Here is an 18471-nt window from a genome sequence, read left to right on the forward strand (position 1 = left end):
GGGAGGAAGCACCGTGGAACCGGAACCGGAGAGCAGGCTGGACCCCCGCTACAGCGACGAGGGCGCGACCGCGGCCTCCTGGTCCGACGCGGTGGCGCGCCTGGAACAGGCGGAGCTGTTCTGGCTGACGACCGTACGCCCGGACGGCCGCCCGCACGTCACCCCGCTGCTGGCCGTCTGGCAGGACGACGCGCTGTACTTCTGCACGGGCCCGGCGGAACGCAAGGCGAAGAACCTCGCCGCCAACCGGAACGTCGTCCTGACCACCGGCAGGAACACCCTGCACGAGGGGATCGACCTGGTGGTCGAGGGCGAGGCGGTGCGGGAGACCGACGAGCCGCGCCTGCGACGCCTGGCGGAGGCGTACGAGACGAAATACGGCTCGGACTGGCACTTCGACGTACGCGACGGAGCGTTCCACGGCGAGGGCGGCGAGGGCCACCGCGCCGTGGTCTTCCGCGTCGCCCCGTCGACGGCCTTCGGCTTCGGCAAGGGCGTCTACAGCCAGACCCGCTGGCTCTTCGGCTGACTTCTTCGGCCGGCACCTTCAGCTGTCCGGCGTGGACCGCAGCACCAGCGTGTGGAACCCGAAACAGTCCCGGTAGACGTGCAGCCACTCGGACCGGTGCTGCTCCGCCGCCGTGAGGGCCTCCTGGGCGAGGGGGTCCCCGGGGTGGTCGAGGGCCCACTCCGCCAGGGCCCCCGTCCAGTGCCACTCGTAGTCGTCCAGCTCCCGGCGGGTGCTGATGTGCCCGAACACGGGCGTCCAGCCGGCCGCGACCACCCGGTCCACGGTCGTGGCCAGATCCTCGTACTCCCCGAGCATCTGCCGCGCCTCGGCACTGGGTGCGGCCTGCCAGTACGCGTCACCGACGAGCACCCGGCCGCCGGGCGCGAGGTGTTCGCGGGCCGTGGCGAGCGTGCCCATCAGCCCGCCGAAGGCATGGGTGGCCCCCACGCTCATCACGACGTCGAAGCCCCGCTCCGAGACGAACGCCCCCGCATCGCGCTCGTGCAGCACCAGCCGGTCCCCGACGCCCCGCGCGCCGGCCTGCTCGCGCGCCCCCTCCAGCGCGTCGGCCGACACGTCGACGCCCACGGCCGTCGTCCCCGGATGCGCGACCAGCGCCCGTACGAGCCATTCGGCCTGCCCGCACCCGAGGTCGAGCAGCCGCTCGTCCCCCCGGACGACGGCCCGCCCGAGAAGGTTCCGTACGGACGCGTCGTCGAGCGGGGCGGCGACGGGATGGCCGGCATGGGCCAGCCGCGAGATCAACGATCGGTTCATCCGCGCACCCTCCCATCACCGCCGGCCCCTCGCACCGGCTTTTCCCCGCCCCGGCCCACACCCGGGGCGCAGCGCCCCCGGCCCTGCCCGCGCGGCGTCTCCCCGCGCCTGACGGCGCTGCGCACGGCGGGCCTGGTGAGCGCGCACCGCACGGGCCGGGTGGCGCGCTGCGCCCGGGCGGGCATCGGGGGCCGCGACGACCGGGGGCCCCGCCCCGCCGCTAGAGCACCGGCAGGTTCTTGCGGAGTTCGAAGGCGGTGACCTCCGAGCGGTACTCCTCCCACTCCTGCTTCTTGTTGCGCAGGAAGAAGTCGAAGACGTGCTCGCCCAGCGTCTCGGCGACCAGTTCGCTGCGCTCCATCAGGGCGATGGCCTCGCCGAGGTTCTGCGGCAGCGGCTCGATGCCCATCGCGCGGCGCTCGGCGTCGGAGAGCGCCCAGACGTCGTCGTCGGCGCCCGGCGGGAGCTCGTAGCCCTCCTCGATGCCCTTGAGCCCGGCGGCGAGCAGGACGGCGTACGTCAGGTACGGGTTCGCGCCGGAGTCGATCGAACGGACCTCGACGCGCGCCGAGCCGGTCTTGCCCGGCTTGTACATGGGGACGCGGATCAGCGCGGAGCGGTTGTTGTGGCCCCAGCAGATGTACGACGGGGCCTCGCCGCCCGAGCCGGCCGTGCGGGTCGAGCCGCCCCAGATGCGCTTGTAGGAGTTGACCCACTGGTTGGTGACGGCGGAGATCTCCGCGGCGTGCCTGAGCAGGCCCGCGATGAAGGAGCGGCCGACCTTGGAGAGCTGGTACTCCGAGCCCGACTCGTAGAACGCGTTGCGGTCGCCCTCGAAGAGGGAGAGGTGGGTGTGCATGCCCGAGCCCGGGTATTCGCTGAAGGGCTTCGGCATGAAGGTGGCCTGCACGCCCTGTTCCAGCGCCACCTGCTTCATGACCAGCCGGAACGTCATGATGTTGTCGGCGGTCGACAGCGCGTCGGCGTAGCGGAGGTCGATCTCCTGCTGGCCCGGGGCGCCCTCGTGGTGGCTGAACTCGACCGAGATGCCCATGGACTCCAGCATGGTGATCGCCTGGCGGCGGAAGTCCATGCCGACGTTCTGCGGGGTGTGGTCGAAATAACCCGAGTTGTCGGCGGGCGTGGGCCGGGTGCCGTCCAGGGGCTTGTTCTTCAGCAGGAAGAACTCGATCTCGGGGTGGGTGTAGAAGGTGAAGCCGAGGTCGGAGGTCTTGGCCAGGATGCGCTTCAGCACGTAGCGGGGGTCCGCGAAGGACGGCGAGCCGTCCGGCATCAGGATGTCGCAGAACATCCGGGCCGTACCGGGGGCCTCGGCCCGCCACGGGAGGATCTGGAAGGTGCCCGGGTCCGGCTTGGCGATCATGTCGGACTCGTACACGCGGGCGAAGCCCTCGATCGCGGAGCCGTCGAAGCCGATGCCCTCGTCGAACGCCTGTTCAAGCTCGGCCGGGGCCACCGCGACCGACTTCAGGAAGCCGAGTACGTCGGTGAACCACAGGCGCACGAACCGGATGTCGCGTTCCTCGAGCGTACGGAGCACGAATTCCTGCTGCTTATCCATCTGGTCTTCCTACCCATCCTTGCCGGTCAAGCCGCCTGCTCCCACGCCTCGGGGGCACGTCGGGGCACCTGAGCATCCCACCACACGGTTTCCAACACGTTGCGGCCCCTCGGACCGACATCCGGCGACGTGCGGGTGTATGCCCGGCTGCGGCCCGGTACCGCCTCCGTACCGCTTCCCCCCAGTGTCCGCGGCACGCCGGGGCGGGTCCACGCCGGCGCCTCGGCGGCGGAATATCTGTCACCGCCGGAGCAGACATGCCACACTCGTAGTGTTCCGCTCCGAGCGCTACAGAAGATGGTGCAAGTGACCGCTGAGACCCACCAGAACACCAGGGCCGACCGCTTCGACGACGACGACTTCCCCGCCTACACCATGGGCCGGGCCGCCGAGATGATCGGCACCACCCCCGCGTTCCTGCGGGCCGTCGGCGAAGCACGGCTGATCACCCCGCTGCGCTCCGAGGGCGGCCACCGCCGTTACTCCCGCTACCAGCTGCGCGTCGCCGCCCGGGCCCGGGAGCTGGTCGACCAGGGCACCCCCATCGACGCGGCCTGCCGGATCGTCATCCTCGAGGATCAGCTGGAAGACGCCCTGCGCATGAACGAACAACTGCGCAAGCCCGACCGGTCCGAACAGCAGGAGCAGAATATCTAGCGCGGCAGCTGCAGAATTTAAAGCGGCCTGCATGGAGAGTTTATGGCGGCGCAGCGGATGTGACGAAAGCCCTCTGGCGCGTCCGCGGCGCCGTGCTAGTGTGGATCTCAGTTGCAGTTGTGGTTCCCAAACTTCAAGTGCTCCTACGGCTCCATGCCGCAGGCGCACTTTCGTATTTCCGGTGCTTTGTTTCCGGACGGGGCAATCATCGCGGCAACGCGACTCGGATTCCGCACAGGGCGGTCTCCGGCACTGCTCCAAAGGAGAATGACATGGCTTCTGGCACCGTGAAGTGGTTCAACGCGGAAAAGGGCTTCGGCTTCATCGAGCAGGAGGGTGGCGGCGCTGACGTCTTCGCCCACTACTCCAACATCGCCACCCAGGGCTTCCGTGAGCTCCAGGAAGGCCAGAAGGTGACCTTCGACGTCACGCAGGGCCAGAAGGGCCCGCAGGCCGAGAACATCGTTCCTGCCTGACGCTGACGCGTTCACACGGTCGGGGCCCGCACCTGAGGGTGCGGGCCCCGTCTCGTTGCTTCGAATCGTTGCCCCGACTCGGTCGCCGTACAGCGCGACCGACTCATGAGCGTTCGGCCACGATTCCCGTCGACGCCGCCCACGTCCGTGCTTTCTCCGTACGGATTCCAGCCATTTCGAAGCGCCCGGCCGAAAGGTATTCAAACCTTTCCGGGCCGACTTCATCTCGGCTTCTTATTTATCGGCTCGTTCTTGCGATTCCTGGTGACAGTGACTGCTGCCCGGAATTCCTCGAAACGTGCCCATCGAGGAAAGGTTCAGATGAACCGCGCAGCACGCTCGAACGACCGTGAACGATTCTCCCGTACCCGCGCCGGCGGCAGCTTCTCCGGCCGCACCAGCGACCGCGGCGAGCGCTTCCGTCCGGCCGCGCCGGGCCGCTCCTCCGGATCTTCCGGCTCCTCCCGCCGGCCCGCCCAGCGCCGGTCCTCCGCGCCGCAGGGCGAGTTCGCCCTGCCGGTCAGCACGACGCCCGCCCTGCCCGCGGTCGAGGCGTTCGCCGACCTGGACATGCCCGCCCCCCTGCTGGCGGCGCTCACCGCGCAGGACGTGACGGTGCCGTTCCCGATCCAGGCCGCCACGCTGCCGAACTCGCTGACCGGACGCGACGTCCTGGGCCGCGGGCGCACCGGCTCGGGCAAGACCCTGGCCTTCGGGCTGGCGCTGCTGGCCCGCACGGCAGGGCAGCGCGCCGAGTCGCGCCAGCCGCTGGCGCTGGTGCTCGTACCCACCCGTGAGCTGGCCCAGCAGGTCACCGACGCCCTCACCCCCTACGCCCGCGCCGTGCGGCTGCGGATCGCCACGGTCGTCGGCGGCATGTCCATCGGCCGCCAGGCCGGCGCGCTGCGCACCGGGGCCGAGGTCGTCGTCGCCACCCCGGGCCGGCTCAAGGACCTCATCGAGCGCCGTGACTGCCGCCTGGACAAGGTGAAGATCACGGTGCTGGACGAGGCCGACCAGATGACCGACATGGGCTTCATGCCGCAGGTCACCGAACTGCTCCAGCAGGTCGCCCCCGAGGGCCAGACGATGCTGTTCTCGGCCACCCTGGACCGCAATGTCGACAAGCTGGTCCGCAACTACCTGACCGACCCGGTGGTCCACTCGGTCGACCCGTCGCAGGGCGCGGTCACGACGATGGAGCACCACCTGCTGCACGTCCACCCCGCCGACAAGCAGGCCACGGCGACCGAGATCGCCGCCCGCGACGGCAAGGTGATCATGTTCCTGGACACCAAGCACGCCGTGGACCGGCTGACCCGGGACCTGTTGGCCAGCGGCGTACGGGCGGCCGCGCTGCACGGCGGGAAGTCGCAGCCGCAGCGCACGCGCACGCTCGACCAGTTCAAGAGCGGGCACGTGACCGTACTGGTCGCGACGAATGTCGCGGCACGCGGCATCCACGTCGACAACCTCGACCTGGTCGTCAACGTCGACCCGCCGACCGACCACAAGGACTACCTGCACCGCGGCGGCCGTACCGCCCGCGCCGGCGAGTCCGGCAGCGTCGTCACCCTGGTGCAGCCCAACCAGCGCCGCGAGATGACCCGCCTGATGCAGGCCGCGGGCATCACCCCGCACACCGCCCAGGTCCGCTCCGGCGACGCCGAGCTGACCCGGATCACCGGCGCGCAGGCACCCTCCGGCGTTCCCGTCATCATCTCCTCGCCGGTCAGCGAGCGGCCCAGGCGCAGCGCGTCCTCGCAGCGCGGACGCCGCAGCGCTCCCGCGCAGTCGCGCCGCCGCGCCTACGGCAGCGGCGCCGCCGGCAGCAGCAGTGGCAGCCGGGGCAGCGCCGCGTAACGCACCGGCAGGGTTCCACTTCCTGAGCGAGGCGCGCGGCAGCGCGCGCACCGTGCGGGCAAGGACAGGGCGGGCAAGGAACGACTTCGGTCACCCCTTGCCCGCCCTGTCCTTGCCCGCACTGGCATGCCGGGCCCAGACCGGCAGCACGAACCAGCACAGCACGAACCAGGTGACCAGCCCGCCGACCAGCCACAGGGCGAGGGCGCTGTGCAGCGCCAGCCGGAGGATCAGCAGCAGCGCCAGCGCCATCGTGCACAGCAGCAGCACCAGCCCGAGAAGGGTCAGTCTGGACGCCCATATCACCATCTGCGGCTTGAGCCGGCGGCCGGTGACCAGGCGGTGGAAGGACACCGGGCCGACCAGTGAGCCCACCGTCGCCGCTCCGAGCACGACCGTGACGACGTAGATGTTCCGGTCGGTCGTCGACAGGTCGGTGAACCGCGGTTGGAAGACGAAGGTCAGCAGGAAGGCGAACAGGATCTGTACGCCGGTCTGGACGACCCGCAGCTCCTGGAGCAGCTCCGCCCACAGCCGGTCCGCCCGCTCCTCCTCCGTCTCGTCACGGCCCCGCCGCAGCTCCCGGGGGCCCGTCCCGCCGTCACGGTCCCGCCGGTCCTCCCGGGGCCCTCTACCGCTCATGGGGCCGTCCCGGACCCGCTCTCCAGACGCAGCTGGAGCTCTTTCTCCTGATCGCCGGAGGCGGAGCCCTCCTCGGACACGGAGAACGCCGATTCGAGCTGCTCACGCAGCTGGTCCACCGCCTGGTAGCCGCCCTGGAGGGTGACGGAGACGGGCTCCGTCAGCCGTGCGGGAGCGGCCTGCTCCCGCACGGCCGACACGTCGTAGGTGGCGCTCCACACCATCGGGCGTCCGCCCGTGTCGTCCCGCGGTGCGTCGTCGGACGGGCGGTCGGAGGTGAAGGCCGTGCACAGTGCGCCGAAAACGGCGTTGGCGTCCTCCTTGGAGCTGCCCGTGACTTCGACCAGGACCTGCGTTTCGGTGTGTTCCGTGCTGTTCACAGTGGAGCCTCTTTCTCTCGTCGTCGCCGGTCCCCAGGCTCACCCGGCGGGATCGCGTGCGCTACCGGAGACCGCGGACCGGTGGGTCCGCGGGCCGGCGGAGCGGCGGTACCCGCAGGTCGGCACCCGGATGGCTGCGGCGCGGGTACCCGTTCGCGCGGCGGAGATGCGTCCGGCCCGGATCCGGGGGCCGTGACGGTCCGTGTGCCGCCGCCTCCCGTGGGTAGGCGGGTGAATGGCCGTCCGGCCACCTGCGGCGAGTGGGGAGTGGGAAGAGCAGATGACAGTCGCGAAACAGAGCGTTCTCGTCCTGGACTGCGCGAAGCCCGAGGAACTGGCGGAGTTCTACGCCGCCCTGCTGGGCGCGGAGGCCAGGATCGGGACCAACCCGGACTTCGTGGAGATCGTGGGCAACCGCGGCGTGGAGCTGGCGATCCGCCGGGACCACGGCTACGCGCCGCCCAGCTGGCCGCGCCCGGACGACTCGCAGCAGGCGCACCTGCGGATCCTGGTGGAGCGCGGCGACATGGACGAGGCGGAGCGCGAGGCCGTGAGCCTCGGTGCCCGGCCCGTGGACACGAAGAACAACAGCGGACCGCGCGACGAACGGGTGTACTCCGACCCGGCGGGGCACTCCTTCACACTGGCCCACACGAGTGCTCCGCGCTGACCGGCACCCGCCCTGCGCCGGTTCTCGGAGCCGGCGGTTCTCAGAGCCGGCGCAGGGCGGGCAGCAGCTCCTTCTCCGCCCATGCGATGAACGGCCGCTGGTGGTCGCCGCCGACCTGGACCAGGGCGATCTCGGTGAAGCCCGCCTCGGCGTACGGCCGTACCGCCTCGACGAACGTCTCGACGTCCGAGCCGCACGGAATGGACTGCGCGACGTCCTCGGGCCGTACGAACCGGGTGGCCTGGTCGAATCCGGCGGGACCGGGCAGCTCCGAGTTGACCTTCCAGCCGCCGACGGACCAGCGGAACTGCTCGTGCGCCCGCTCGACCGCCGCGTCCCGGTCGGTGTCGAAGCAGACCGGCACCTGGCCGACCCGGGGCTTCCCGCTGCCGCCGTGGCGGTCGAACGCCTCCAGGAGTTCGCTCTTGGGCTCGGTGGCGATGACCAGGTCGCCGAGGCGGCCGGCGATCTCGCAGGACCGGGGGCCGGAGACCGCGATGCCGATCGGGGGGAGCTGCTCGGGCAGGTCCCAGAGCCGGGCGTTCTCGACGTCGTAGTGCGTGCCGTGGTGGCTCACGTCGCCGCCGGCGAACAGCGCGCGGATGATCTCCACGGCCTCCTCCAGCATCTCCAGGCGGACGTGGGCGGCGGGCCAGCCCGCGCCGACGACGTGTTCGTTGAGGTTCTCGCCCGACCCGAGGCCGAGCCGGAACCGGCCCTCCGCGAGCAGTTGCACGGTCGCGGCCTTCTGGGCGACGACGGCGGGGTGGTAGCGGACCGTCGGGCAGGTCACGTACGTCATCAGCGGAATGCGTGAGGTGGCCTGGGCGGCCGCGCCGAGCACGCTCCAGGCGTACGGTGCGTGGCCCTGCTCGTCCAGCCACGGGAAGTAGTGGTCCGAGGTGACAGAGAAGTCGAAGCCGGCGCGCTCCGCGGCGACCACGTGGTCGACCAGATCACGGGGCCCGGCCTGCTCCGTCATCATCGTGTATCCGATGTGCACCATGAAGGGCGGGTTGCCGATCTCCGGGGCGCAAAACATCGGCCCACTGGCTGCAACCGGATACCACCCGCATGGCATCGAAGAGGCCTTCGCGGACTACGATCTGCGCCCATGGGCGGACTGCGGCAACCCCGCACCGGGCGCGCCGGGCGCACCACACGTCCCATGGTGCTGCTGAGCGCCGTGGCGACGCTGTTCGCCGCGCTCTTCGTCTGCCTGAGTACGGGGGCCGGGCCGGGTTCCGAGCCCGGGGAGCGCCACGGGACCACCGCCGTCGGCGTCGCCGTTCCCGTGGCCGCCGTGGCCGCCGCTCCCGCGCAGGACGGGCACGCGTACCTCTGTCCGTACGACTCCCAGCCCTGCGGCGCCTTCCCGCACCTGTCCCCCGCCGTGCTCACCGTGCCGCCACCGGCGGTGGCGGTGGCCACCGAGCCGCAGCACGTCGCACCGCGGGCCGCCACCGACCCGGTACGCGGCGCCGGGGCGCTTCCGCGGGCGCCGGGGCGTCATGTCCTTCAGGTGATGCGGACGTGACCGGGCCGCCCGCGCCCGGGCCTCCGCCGCCCCCCTATCCCCTTCAGCAGGCGAAGGACACACACCATGGCTTCCCACAAGACCGCGAACGCGTCACGCAAGGCCCGAATAGAGGAGATGCGCCGCGCCGAGCAGTCGCGCGAGCGCCGCAACCGGCTCATCACGATCGCCGTCAGCACGGCCGTCGTGGTCGGCCTGGTCGGATTCGGCTCGTACGTCTTCCTCCAGGAGTCGGACAAGAAGGAGAAGGCGGCGGCCCGGGCCAAGGCCCCCGTCAAGGGCGAGAAGTCCTGGGACGCCAAGAAGCTGGGCCGCGAACACGTCACCAAGGACGTCTCCTACCCGATGACACCGCCGGTGGGCGGTGACCACCACCAGGCGTGGATGAACTGCGACCGGGACGTCTACAAGAAGGAGATTCCCGAGGTCAACGCGGTGCACTCGCTGGAGCACGGCGCGGTCTGGGTGACGTACAACGACAAGGCGTCGGACGCCGACGTCAAGAAGCTCGCCGAGAAGGTCGGCAAGACCTCGTACTCGCTGATGAGCCCGGTCAAGGACCAGGCCGGTGCGCTCATGCTCAGCGCCTGGGGCAAGCAGGTGACCGTGGACAGCGCGACGGACCCGCGGGTCGACCAGTTCTTCACGAAGTACGTGCAGGGACCGCAGACGCCCGAGTTCGGTGCGGCGTGCACGGGCGGTATCGGTCAGTGATGACGCGTACGCACTGGGCCGCCGTCACGGCCGTGGTCCTCGCACTGCTCTTCGCGGCCGGGGCCGTCACCCTCGCCGCCGGGAACGGGAACGGCGGCGAGGGCGGTGGCTCCGCCGCCGCGGGCCGGACGCCCGCCGGGGACTCGGCGGACGCGGGCTTCGCGCGGGACATGTCGGTGCACCACCAGCAGGCGGTGGAGATGTCGTTCCTCGTGCGCGACCGTACGAAGGACGAAGAGGTGCGCAGGCTGGCGTACGACATCGCCAACACCCAGGCCAACCAGCGGGGCATGATGCTCGGCTGGCTCGACCTGTGGGGCCTGCCGAAGCACTCGCCGGACGAGCCGATGGCGTGGATGGCCGCGGGGGATTCCTCCGGCCGGGGCGACCACGGCGGGCACGGGTCGTACGAGGCGCGTGACGGGGCGCTCATGCCCGGCATGGCGACCAGGGCCGAGCTGACGGAGCTCCGCGCGGCGGACGGAAGGAAGGCGGAGATCCTCTACCTCCAGCTGATGACCGACCACCACAAGGGCGGCGTCGCGATGGCCCAGGGCTGCGCCGACCGGTGCGGGGTCGCCCCCGAGCGGTCCCTGGCGCAGGGCATGGTCGACGCCCAGGAGTCGGAGATCAAGCTGATGGCCGACCTGCTGAAGGCGCGGGGCGCGGCTCCCCGTCCCTGACCGGGCCGCCCGCCCTTCTCCTGCCTCACGGACCGCCCGGACCACCGCGTCCGGGCGGTCCGCCCTGTCACCCCCGCCAACGTCGTCGAACTCCGGTTCGTAGACGCCTGAGGGGCGCCGGACGGCCATGCCCGCCCCGCCCTCCGGCCAGAGTCCGTGGGGCCCGCCGCCGACCGGGTTCCGGGCACCGCCCCCTCCGGCGGGGCAGCAGCCCCGCAACGGCATGGACGTCAGGACTCTGGTATTCGGCATCACCGGTGCGGTCCTCGGTCCGGCCGTGTTCCTGTTCCGGATTTCCTGGCTGCCCGCCCTGCCGGCACCGGCCTTCGGCGTCGTCGGGCTCGGCCACGCCCGCGAGGGTCTGGCGGCCGACCGGGCGATGGCCCTCGCCGGCCCGGTCGAGCAGGGCCGGGGCCGGAGCCCGCTGTCGGAGCGGGCGCCGGAGCGGGGCGTCCCGCGCAGGTCCGTCCTGGCGTCTCCAGGACATCGCGTCAGAGGGACGATAAGCTGGGCGCGTGCCTCAACTACGCCTCGCCCTGAATCAGATCGACTCGACCGTCGGCGACCTCGCGGGCAATGCCGAAGCGATCGTCCGCTGGACCCGGCACGCCGCCGAGCAGGGCGCCCATCTCGTGGCGTTCCCCGAGATGGCACTGACCGGTTACCCCGTCGAGGACCTCGCCCTGCGCTCGTCCTTCGTCGAGGCGTCGCGCGACGCCGTGCGGGCGCTCGCGGTGCGCCTCGCCGACGAGGGCTTCGGGGAGGTCCCCGTGATCGTCGGCTACCTCGACCGCTGCGAGAAGGCCCAGCCGCGCTACGGCCAGCCCGCCGGCTCCCCGCAGGACGCCGCCGCCGTGCTGCACCGCGGCCGGGTCGCGCTGTCCTTCGCCAAGCACCACCTCCCCAACTACGGCGTCTTCGACGAGTTCCGGTACTTCGTGCCGGGCGACTCGATGCCCGTCGTCCGCGTGCACGGCGTCGACGTCGCCCTCGCCATCTGCGAGGACCTCTGGCAGGACGGCGGCCGCGTGCCGGCCGCCCGGTCCGCCGGGGCGGGTCTGCTGCTCTCCCTCAACGCCTCCCCGTACGAGGTCCACAAGGACGACAGCCGTCTGGAGCTGGTGCGCAGGCGCGCCCGGGAGGCGGGCTGCACGACGGCGTACGTCGCGATGACCGGTGGCCAGGACGAGCTGGTCTACGACGGCGACTCGATCGTCTGCGACAAGGACGGCGAGGTCGTGGCGCGCGCCCCGCAGTTCTCGGAGGGCAGCATGCTGCTCGACCTGGAGCTGCCCGCCGCGCGCCCCGCTCCCCCGTCCGGGACGGTCGACGACGGGCTGCGCATCGACCACGTCGTGCTCTCCGAGGAGCCCCTCCCCGCGTACGAGCCCGAGCTGACCGGCGGGTACGCCGAGCGCCTGGAGGACACGGAGGAGGTGTACTCGGCGCTGGTCGTGGGCCTGCGCGCGTACGCCGCCAAGAACGGCTTCGGTTCCGTCCTGGTCGGGCTGTCCGGCGGCATCGACTCGGCGCTCGTGGCCGCGATCGCGTGCGACGCGCTGGGTGCGCAGAACGTGTACGGCGTGTCGATGCCGTCGAAGTACTCCTCGGAACACTCCAAGCGCGACGCGGCCGAACTGGCCCGCCGCACCGGACTGAACTTCCGGACCGTTCCGATCGAGCCGATGTTCGACGCGTACATGGGCTCGCTCGCCCTGACCGGGCTCGCCGAGGAGAACCTCCAGTCGCGGCTGCGCGGCACCACGCTGATGGCCATCTCCAACCAGGAGGGCCAGATCGTGCTCGCGCCGGGCAACAAGTCCGAGCTGGCGGTGGGCTACTCGACGCTCTACGGCGACTCGGTCGGCGCGTACGGGCCGGTCAAGGACGTCTACAAGACGTGGATCTTCGCGCTGGCGAGGTGGCGGAACAAGGCGGCCGAGGAGCGGGGCCAGACCCCGCCGATCCCGGAGAACTCCCTCTCCAAGCCGCCGAGCGCGGAGCTGCGCCCCGGCCAGGTCGACACCGACTCGCTGCCGGACTACGACGTGCTGGACCGGATCCTGGAGATGTACGTCGACGAGGACCGGGGCCTGGAGTCGATCGTGGCCGCGGGCTTCGACCGGGCGCTGGTCGCGAAGACGCTGCGGATGGTGGACGCGGCGGAGTACAAGCGCCGGCAGTATCCGCCGGGCACGAAGATCTCCCCGAAGGGCTTCGGCAAGGACCGCCGCCTGCCGATCACGAACCGGTGGCGCGAGTCACCCGTCTGACGCGTGCGGCGCGGGGGCGGGATGCGGGGCGGGCCGCCGCACGGGGCCTGTTCCCCACCCCGCCCCTCCCCTGGCCGGGGGCGGGCCCCCAAGCCCCCGGGCGCCCTCCGGGCCCCGGTCCGGGCAGGGGGAGAGACCCCGTCAGGCCACCGTGTCGCGCACCGGCTCCCGGGCCGCGCCCCCGGCCACCACCCGCGAACGGGACGACGCCGGGGTGCGGTCCAGGAGGCCCGCCGTGACGGCGATCGCGAGGCCCGCCGCCGCCAGCACCGCCCCGACCAGCGTCGGGGACATCCAGCCCCAGCCGGCGGTGATCGCCATGCCGCCGAGCCACGCACCGCCCGCGTTGGCGAGGTTGAAGGCCGAGTGGTTGGAGGCCGAGGCCAGGGTGGGGGCGTCCTTGGCCTTGTTCATGACCAGCATCTGGAGCGGTGTCGTGGTCATGAAGCCGACCGCGCCCAGCACCACCACGGTGACCAGCGCCGCCCACCGCACGTGCGCGGTGTAGTTGAACGCCAGCAGGACGACCGCGAGAGCGCCCAGCGAGCCGTAGAGCGTGGGGCGCAGGGCCCGGTCGGTCAGCGGGCCCGCCGCGAGGGCGCCCAGCGTCATGCCGATGCCGAAGAGGGCGAGGACCAGCGTCACGGAGGACTCGCCGAAGCCCATGACCTCGGTCGTCATCGAGGCCAGGTAGGAGTAGACCGCGAAGACGCCCGCGAAGCCGAAGACCGCGGTGAGCAGGCCGAGCAGGACCTGGCGGTTGCCGAGGGTGCGCAGTTCGCGGCCCACGCTCTGCCGGGTGTCCGTCGGGACGTACGGAACCAGGCGGGCCAGCGCCGCCATCGCGACCAGGCCGATCGCCGCCACCACCAGGAACGTGGCGCGCCAGCCGAGGTGCTGGCCGAGCAGGGTGGCGGCGGGGACGCCGACGATGTTGGCGACCGTGAGGCCCAGGAACATCGTCGCAACGGCCCGCGCCTGCCGCCCGTCCGCGACCAGCCGCGCCGCGACCACCGCGCCGACCCCGAAGAACGCCCCGTGCGGCAGCCCGGCGAGCACCCGGCCCGCCACCAGCCAGCCGAAGCCGGGGGCGAGGGCGGAGGCGAGGTTGCCGACCGTGAAGAGGGCCATGAGCAGCAGGAGCATGCGCTTGCGCGGGATGCGCGAGCCGAGGGCGGTGAGCAGCGGGGCGCCGATGACCACGCCGATCGCGTACGCCGACACGAGGTGGCCGGCGCTGGGCACCGAGGTGTCCAGGTCGTCCGCGACGTTGGGCAGCAGGCCCATCATGACGAATTCGGTGGTGCCGATGCCGAAGGCACTGACGGCGAGGGCGAGCAGGGCTACGGGCCGGGGCGGCCGGGGCATGGGAGACCTTCCACAAGAGGGACTTCGTTCCTGTACTGAACAAAGTCTCTCAGGTGAAATGTTCCGCGGTGTGAACACGGGGTTGCGGCAGGGCGTGCGGGCGTCGGATCCCGCACCTCGAAGCCCGTGCGTCAGATCTCCACGCGCGCCGCGATCGGCAGGTGGTCGCTGCCCGTCTCCGGCAGGGCCCACGACGACACCGGTGTGATCCCCTTCACCATGATCTGGTCGATCCGCGCCATCGGGAACGACGCCGGCCAGCTGAAGCCGAAGCCGTCGCCCGCCGCGCCCTGGGTGGACCGCATCTGCGAGGTGACGGCGTTCAGGGCCCGGTCGTTCATCGTGCCGTTCAGGTCGCCGAGGAGGACGACTTTGCCGACGGGCTCGCGGGCGATGGCCTCGCCCAGCGCGTCCGCGCTGTCGTCGCGCTGCCCGGCCGTGAAACCGGCGTCGACCTTGAGCCGTACCGACGGCAGGTGGGCGACGTACACCGCGACGTCCCCCGCCGGGGTCGTCACGGTCGAGCGCATCGCGCGCGTCCAGCCCATCTTGATGTCGACGGACTGCGTGCCGGTCATCGGGTACTTGCTCCACAGGCCGACCGTGCCCTGCACCGAGTGGTACTTGTACGTACCGGACAGGGCGCTCTCGTACGTCGACACCTCGCTCGCCTTGAGTTCCTGGAGCGCCACCACGTCCGCGCCCGATCGGGCCAGCTCGCGGCCCGTTCCCGCGGGGTCGGCGTTGCCGGCCTTGACGTTGTGGGTGGCGACCGTGAGGTTGCCGCCCGCCTCCGACTTGTCGGTGAGCAGGCCGCCGAAGAGATTGAGCCAGACCAGGGCAGGCAGCAGCAGGGCGACGAGCGCGGTCGCCGAGCGGCGCAGCAGGGCGGCCGCGAGCAGAAGCGGAACGCCCAGTCCCAGCCAGGGAAGGAAGGTTTCGGTGAGGCTGCCGAGGTTGCCGATCGCGTTGGGGATCTGCGCGTGGAAGACCATCAGCAGCGTGAGCAGGAGCGCGCAGAGCGCGAGGAGGATGCCGCGCCGCCAGATGCCCCGGTCGTGACGCAGACTTTCGAGGCGGCGCCGGAGCCGGGATCCGGAACGCTCAGACCCTGAGCTGCCGTTCCCCGTGTCCGTCATGTACGCCTGCGCCATTCCGCTGTCCTCACTGCCTTGCCGTGCACACCGCCTCCGCCTCAGACCCTAGGCGATGACCGGCGTCTTTCCCCGCCGCCGAACACGACGGCCGTACTGCCACGAGGACGACGGGGCGGCGCGGCGGGTTCCGGGCCGGGCGCGTCGGGCGAATGCTGTGACGAAACGCGCACAAACCAGCCAGTGGACGCGTGCGGCGGCGGGTCCCCACTTCCCGGGGAGCCGGTGGGGATGCCACCATGGACGTGGTCCGGGGACGCCGTCAGGGCGCCTCGAGATTTCGAAGGAGCCGTAGGCCATGACGCTTCAGGCTGCCCAGAAGACTTCCGCCGACAGCGCCAAGGCGCTGTACGGCGGCAAGGGCACTCGCCGCATCACCGTCCACGACATCGCCGCCGCCAAGGAGCGCGGCGAGAAGTGGCCCATGCTCACCGCGTACGACGCGATGACCGCCTCCGTCTTCGACGAGGCCGGCATCCCGGTCCTGCTCGTCGGCGACTCGATGGGCAACTGCCACCTCGGTTACGAGACCACCGTGCCCGTCACGATGGACGAGATGACGCTGCTCTCCGCCGCTGTCGTACGGGGCACCAGGCGCGCCCTGGTCGTCGGCGACCTGCCCTTCGGCTCGTACCAGGAAGGCCCGGTACAGGCCCTGCGCAACGCGACCCGGCTGATCAAGGACGCCGGCGTGGGCGCGGTGAAGCTGGAGGGCGGCGAGCGCTCGCACGCCCAGACCGAGCTGCTGGTGAAGGCCGGCATCCCGGTCATGTCGCACCTCGGGCTGACGCCGCAGTCCGTCAACACCATGGGCTACCGGGTCCAGGGGCGCAGCGACGAGGCCGCGCACCAGCTGCTGAGGGACGCGAAGGCCGCGCAGGACGCGGGTGCGTTCGCGGTCGTGCTGGAGCTCGTGCCGGCCGAGCTGGCCGCCGAGGTGACGCGCTCGCTGCACATTCCGACCGTGGGCATCGGCGCGGGGCCCGACACGGACGCGCAGGTCCTGGTCTGGACCGACATGGCGGGCCTCACGGGCGGCAGGGTGCCGCGCTTCACCAAGCAGTACGCGAACCTGCGGGAGACCCTCGGGGACGCGGCGAAGGCGTTCGCCGGCGATGTCGTCGGCGGGGCGTTCCCGCAGGAGGAGCACACCTTCCACTAGCCACTGCCCGCACCAGGGACAGCCCGCCGACTTCCCCCATCGGCGGGCTGTCGGCGTCTGTCGGCGTTCTGTCGGCGCGTTGTCAGTGGCGGCTGTTCTCATGGTCGGCATGACGCGATTCGACACGAACCCCAGGGGCGGCGCGGCCAACGCCGTCGAGGTAAGGGGACTGGTCAAGCACTACGGCGAGACCAGGGCACTGGACGGCGTGGACCTGGACGTACGGGAAGGCACCGTGCTCGGTGTCCTCGGGCCCAACGGCGCCGGCAAGACCACTCTCGTACGGTGCCTGTCCACGCTGGTCCAGCCGGATGCCGGCACGGCCGTCGTGGCCGGGTACGACGTAGTGAAGCAGCCCCGGCAGCTTCGCCGCACGATAGGCCTGACCGGGCAGTACGCCTCGGTCGACGAGAAGCTCGCCGGCTGGGAGAACCTCTACATGATCGGGCGGCTGCTCGATCTGTCCCGCAAGGACGCGCGGCGGCGCGCGGACGAGCTGCTGGAGCGCTTCTCGCTCACCGAGGCCGCGAAGAAGCCGGTGATGCAGTACTCCGGCGGCATGCGGCGGCGCCTGGACCTGGCGGCGTCGATGATCGGGGAGCCCGCCGTGCTCTACCTGGACGAGCCGACGACCGGACTCGACCCCCGTACGCGCAACGAAGTGTGGGACGAGGTCAAACGGATGGTGGGCGAGGGGGTCACCGTCCTGCTCACCACCCAGTACATGGAGGAGGCCGAGCAGCTCGCGAGCGAGCTGACGGTCATCGACCGCGGCCGCGTCATCGCGGGCGGCAAGGTCGACGAGCTGAAGGCGAAGGTCGGCGGCCGCACCCTGGAGGTCCGGCCGGCCGATCCGGCGCAGCTGACCGCCATGGCGCGGGCGTTGGGCGAGGCGGGGCTCGACGGCATAGCGGGTTCGAAGACCGACGCCGGCGAGGGCCTGCTGTACGTACCGATCCTCAGCGACGAGCAGCTGACCGCGGTGGTCGGCCTGCTGGGCGCGCGCGGCTTCGGCATCGCGCACATCGGCACCCACCTGCCCAGCCTGGACGAGGTGTTCCTGGCCATCACGGGCGAGAAGACGAGCGAGGCGGCGGCCGGGACGGTCATGTCCGAGTCCCCCGCGGACAACGAGCACGAGGAGGTCGCGGCATGAGCGCGGCGACAGTGACCCCACCGGCGCCGGCGCCGACGTCCGCGAAGGCGACGCACGACGGCGAGGGGCGGATCGGCCTGCGGGCCAATCTGCGGCACATCGGCGCGCTCGCCCGCCGCAACGCCATGCAGATCAAGCAGGACCCGGAGTCGATGTTCGACGTCCTGCTGATGCCGATCGTCTTCACCCTGCTCTTCGTCTTCGTCTTCGGCGGCGCGGTCGCGGGCAAGGGCAACCAGTCCGAGTACGTCAGCTATCTGGTCCCCGGACTGATGGCGATGATGGGCATGAACGTCTCCATGGCCGTCGGCACCGGCATCAACGAGGACTTCCAGAAGGGGGTCATGGACCGGTTCCGCACGATGCCGATCGCCCGGTCCTCCGTCCTCATAGCGAAGATCGTCGTCGAGGTCGGCCGGATGACGGTCGCCTTCGCGATCCTGCTGATCGTGGGCTTCGTCCTGGGGCTGTCGGTCGAGACGTCGCCGCTGCACGTGCTGGGCGCGGTCGGGCTCTCGCTCCTCTTCGGCGCCTCGCTGATGTGGATCTTCATCCTGATCGGGCTCTCCGTGAAGACGGCGCAGGCCGTGCAGGGGGTGGCGTTCCTCGTGCTGATGCCGTTGCAGTTCGGGTCCTCGATCTTCACCCCGCCGTCGACGATGCCGGGCTGGCTCCAGACCTTCACCGACTACAACCCGCTGTCGAACCTCGCCGACGCGGCGCGCGGTCTGTTCATCGGTGGGCCCGTCGCCCGCGATGTGTGGATGGTGCTGGCCTGGGCAGCGGTCATCACGCTGGTGACGGCGCCGCTCGCGGTCTCGAAGTTCCGCAAGAAGACCTGAGTCCCTGAGCACGGAGAGGTACCG

Annotated in this window: 19 protein-coding genes; 12 read left to right on the forward strand and 7 right to left on the reverse strand. The window is 71.3% G+C overall.

Going from position 1 to position 18471, the window contains the following annotated elements; genetic code table 11:
• Positions 1–13 precede the first annotated feature (13 nt).
• A complete protein-coding gene (locus ABD374_RS05550; RefSeq protein ID WP_344491567.1) occupies positions 14–529 on the forward strand; it encodes a pyridoxamine 5'-phosphate oxidase family protein in 516 nt (171 codons plus the stop codon).
• An 18-nt stretch (positions 530–547) separates the two neighbouring features.
• Here ABD374_RS05550 and ABD374_RS05555 read toward each other — a convergent pair whose 3' ends face one another.
• Together ABD374_RS05555 and ABD374_RS05560 are read right to left on the reverse strand one after the other, a co-directional pair.
• Positions 548–1288, reverse strand: coding sequence for an SAM-dependent methyltransferase (locus tag ABD374_RS05555; protein WP_344491569.1), 741 nt, complete (start codon positions 1286–1288; stop codon positions 548–550).
• A gap of 220 nt (positions 1289–1508) precedes the next feature.
• The gene (locus tag ABD374_RS05560; RefSeq protein ID WP_344491572.1) at positions 1509–2870 is read right to left on the reverse strand and encodes a glutamine synthetase family protein; all 1362 of its coding nucleotides are present in this window, start codon (positions 2868–2870) and stop codon (positions 1509–1511) included.
• 297 nt (positions 2871–3167) lie between these two features.
• Between ABD374_RS05560 and ABD374_RS05565 the strand changes: the two genes are divergently transcribed.
• From ABD374_RS05565 to ABD374_RS05575, 3 genes are all read left to right on the forward strand, one after another.
• Positions 3168–3527 carry a MerR family transcriptional regulator gene (locus ABD374_RS05565; protein ID WP_344491575.1) on the forward strand — a complete coding sequence of 120 codons (360 nt, stop codon included), beginning with the start codon at positions 3168–3170 and terminating at the stop codon, positions 3525–3527.
• Between the two features lie 272 nt (positions 3528–3799).
• On the forward strand, positions 3800–4003 hold the full coding sequence (locus ABD374_RS05570) for a cold-shock protein (RefSeq protein ID WP_028811307.1): 204 nt from the start codon (positions 3800–3802) through the stop codon (positions 4001–4003).
• Positions 4004–4324: 321 nt separating this feature from the next.
• Entirely contained in the window at positions 4325–5866 is a 1542-nt protein-coding gene (locus ABD374_RS05575) for a DEAD/DEAH box helicase (protein ID WP_344491578.1), read from the forward strand.
• A gap of 90 nt (positions 5867–5956) precedes the next feature.
• Here ABD374_RS05575 and ABD374_RS05580 read toward each other — a convergent pair whose 3' ends face one another.
• Together ABD374_RS05580 and ABD374_RS05585 are read right to left on the reverse strand one after the other, a co-directional pair.
• The gene (locus ABD374_RS05580) at positions 5957–6508 is read right to left on the reverse strand and encodes a DUF6328 family protein (RefSeq protein ID WP_344491581.1); all 552 of its coding nucleotides are present in this window, start codon (positions 6506–6508) and stop codon (positions 5957–5959) included.
• On the reverse strand, positions 6505–6888 hold the full coding sequence (locus ABD374_RS05585; RefSeq protein WP_344491584.1) for a hypothetical protein: 384 nt from the start codon (positions 6886–6888) through the stop codon (positions 6505–6507). Before ABD374_RS05585 ends, ABD374_RS05580 begins: the two co-directional genes overlap by 4 nt.
• A gap of 280 nt (positions 6889–7168) precedes the next feature.
• On the opposite strand from ABD374_RS05585, the gene ABD374_RS05590 reads away from it, so the two are divergent.
• The gene (locus ABD374_RS05590; protein ID WP_344491587.1) at positions 7169–7558 is read left to right on the forward strand and encodes a VOC family protein; all 390 of its coding nucleotides are present in this window, start codon (positions 7169–7171) and stop codon (positions 7556–7558) included.
• 40 nt (positions 7559–7598) lie between these two features.
• Here the strand turns inward: ABD374_RS05590 and ABD374_RS05595 are convergent, their stop codons facing one another.
• Positions 7599–8564 carry an LLM class F420-dependent oxidoreductase gene (locus ABD374_RS05595; protein WP_344491589.1) on the reverse strand — a complete coding sequence of 322 codons (966 nt, stop codon included), beginning with the start codon at positions 8562–8564 and terminating at the stop codon, positions 7599–7601.
• Between the two features lie 108 nt (positions 8565–8672).
• On the opposite strand from ABD374_RS05595, the gene ABD374_RS05600 reads away from it, so the two are divergent.
• The 4 genes from ABD374_RS05600 (at position 8673) to ABD374_RS05615 (ending at position 12765) form a co-directional block, all read left to right on the forward strand.
• A complete protein-coding gene (locus ABD374_RS05600; protein ID WP_344491591.1) occupies positions 8673–9095 on the forward strand; it encodes a hypothetical protein in 423 nt (140 codons plus the stop codon).
• A gap of 66 nt (positions 9096–9161) precedes the next feature.
• Positions 9162–9809: a thioredoxin-like domain-containing protein gene (locus ABD374_RS05605; protein WP_344491594.1), complete on the forward strand. Its 648-nt coding sequence runs from the start codon at positions 9162–9164 to the stop codon at positions 9807–9809.
• Positions 9809–10492: a DUF305 domain-containing protein gene (locus ABD374_RS05610; RefSeq protein ID WP_344491597.1), complete on the forward strand. Its 684-nt coding sequence runs from the start codon at positions 9809–9811 to the stop codon at positions 10490–10492. The genes ABD374_RS05605 and ABD374_RS05610 overlap by 1 nt, the downstream gene beginning before the upstream one ends.
• Before the next feature lie 515 nt (positions 10493–11007).
• Entirely contained in the window at positions 11008–12765 is a 1758-nt protein-coding gene (locus ABD374_RS05615) for an NAD+ synthase (RefSeq protein WP_344491599.1), read from the forward strand.
• 141 nt (positions 12766–12906) lie between these two features.
• Here ABD374_RS05615 and ABD374_RS05620 read toward each other — a convergent pair whose 3' ends face one another.
• Together ABD374_RS05620 and ABD374_RS05625 are read right to left on the reverse strand one after the other, a co-directional pair.
• A complete protein-coding gene (locus tag ABD374_RS05620; RefSeq protein ID WP_344491602.1) occupies positions 12907–14133 on the reverse strand; it encodes an MFS transporter in 1227 nt (408 codons plus the stop codon).
• Between the two features lie 131 nt (positions 14134–14264).
• A complete protein-coding gene (locus ABD374_RS05625) occupies positions 14265–15287 on the reverse strand; it encodes an endonuclease/exonuclease/phosphatase family protein (protein WP_344491605.1) in 1023 nt (340 codons plus the stop codon).
• A 298-nt stretch (positions 15288–15585) separates the two neighbouring features.
• Here ABD374_RS05625 and panB point away from each other — a divergent pair, with 298 nt between their 5' ends.
• The 3 genes from panB to ABD374_RS05640 all read left to right on the forward strand — a co-directional run bounded on the left by panB (position 15586) and on the right by ABD374_RS05640 (position 18447).
• Complete coding sequence (gene panB, locus ABD374_RS05630) at positions 15586–16449, forward strand: 3-methyl-2-oxobutanoate hydroxymethyltransferase (protein WP_344491608.1); 864 nt, start codon at positions 15586–15588, stop codon at positions 16447–16449.
• A gap of 100 nt (positions 16450–16549) precedes the next feature.
• Positions 16550–17605 carry an ATP-binding cassette domain-containing protein gene (locus tag ABD374_RS05635; RefSeq protein ID WP_344492432.1) on the forward strand — a complete coding sequence of 352 codons (1056 nt, stop codon included), beginning with the start codon at positions 16550–16552 and terminating at the stop codon, positions 17603–17605.
• The gene (locus ABD374_RS05640) at positions 17602–18447 is read left to right on the forward strand and encodes an ABC transporter permease (RefSeq protein ID WP_344491610.1); all 846 of its coding nucleotides are present in this window, start codon (positions 17602–17604) and stop codon (positions 18445–18447) included. Before ABD374_RS05635 ends, ABD374_RS05640 begins: the two co-directional genes overlap by 4 nt.
• Positions 18448–18471 lie beyond the last annotated feature (24 nt).

It is taken from the genome of Streptomyces enissocaesilis, from assembly GCF_039533765.1.
Classification (GTDB): domain Bacteria; phylum Actinomycetota; class Actinomycetes; order Streptomycetales; family Streptomycetaceae; genus Streptomyces; species Streptomyces enissocaesilis.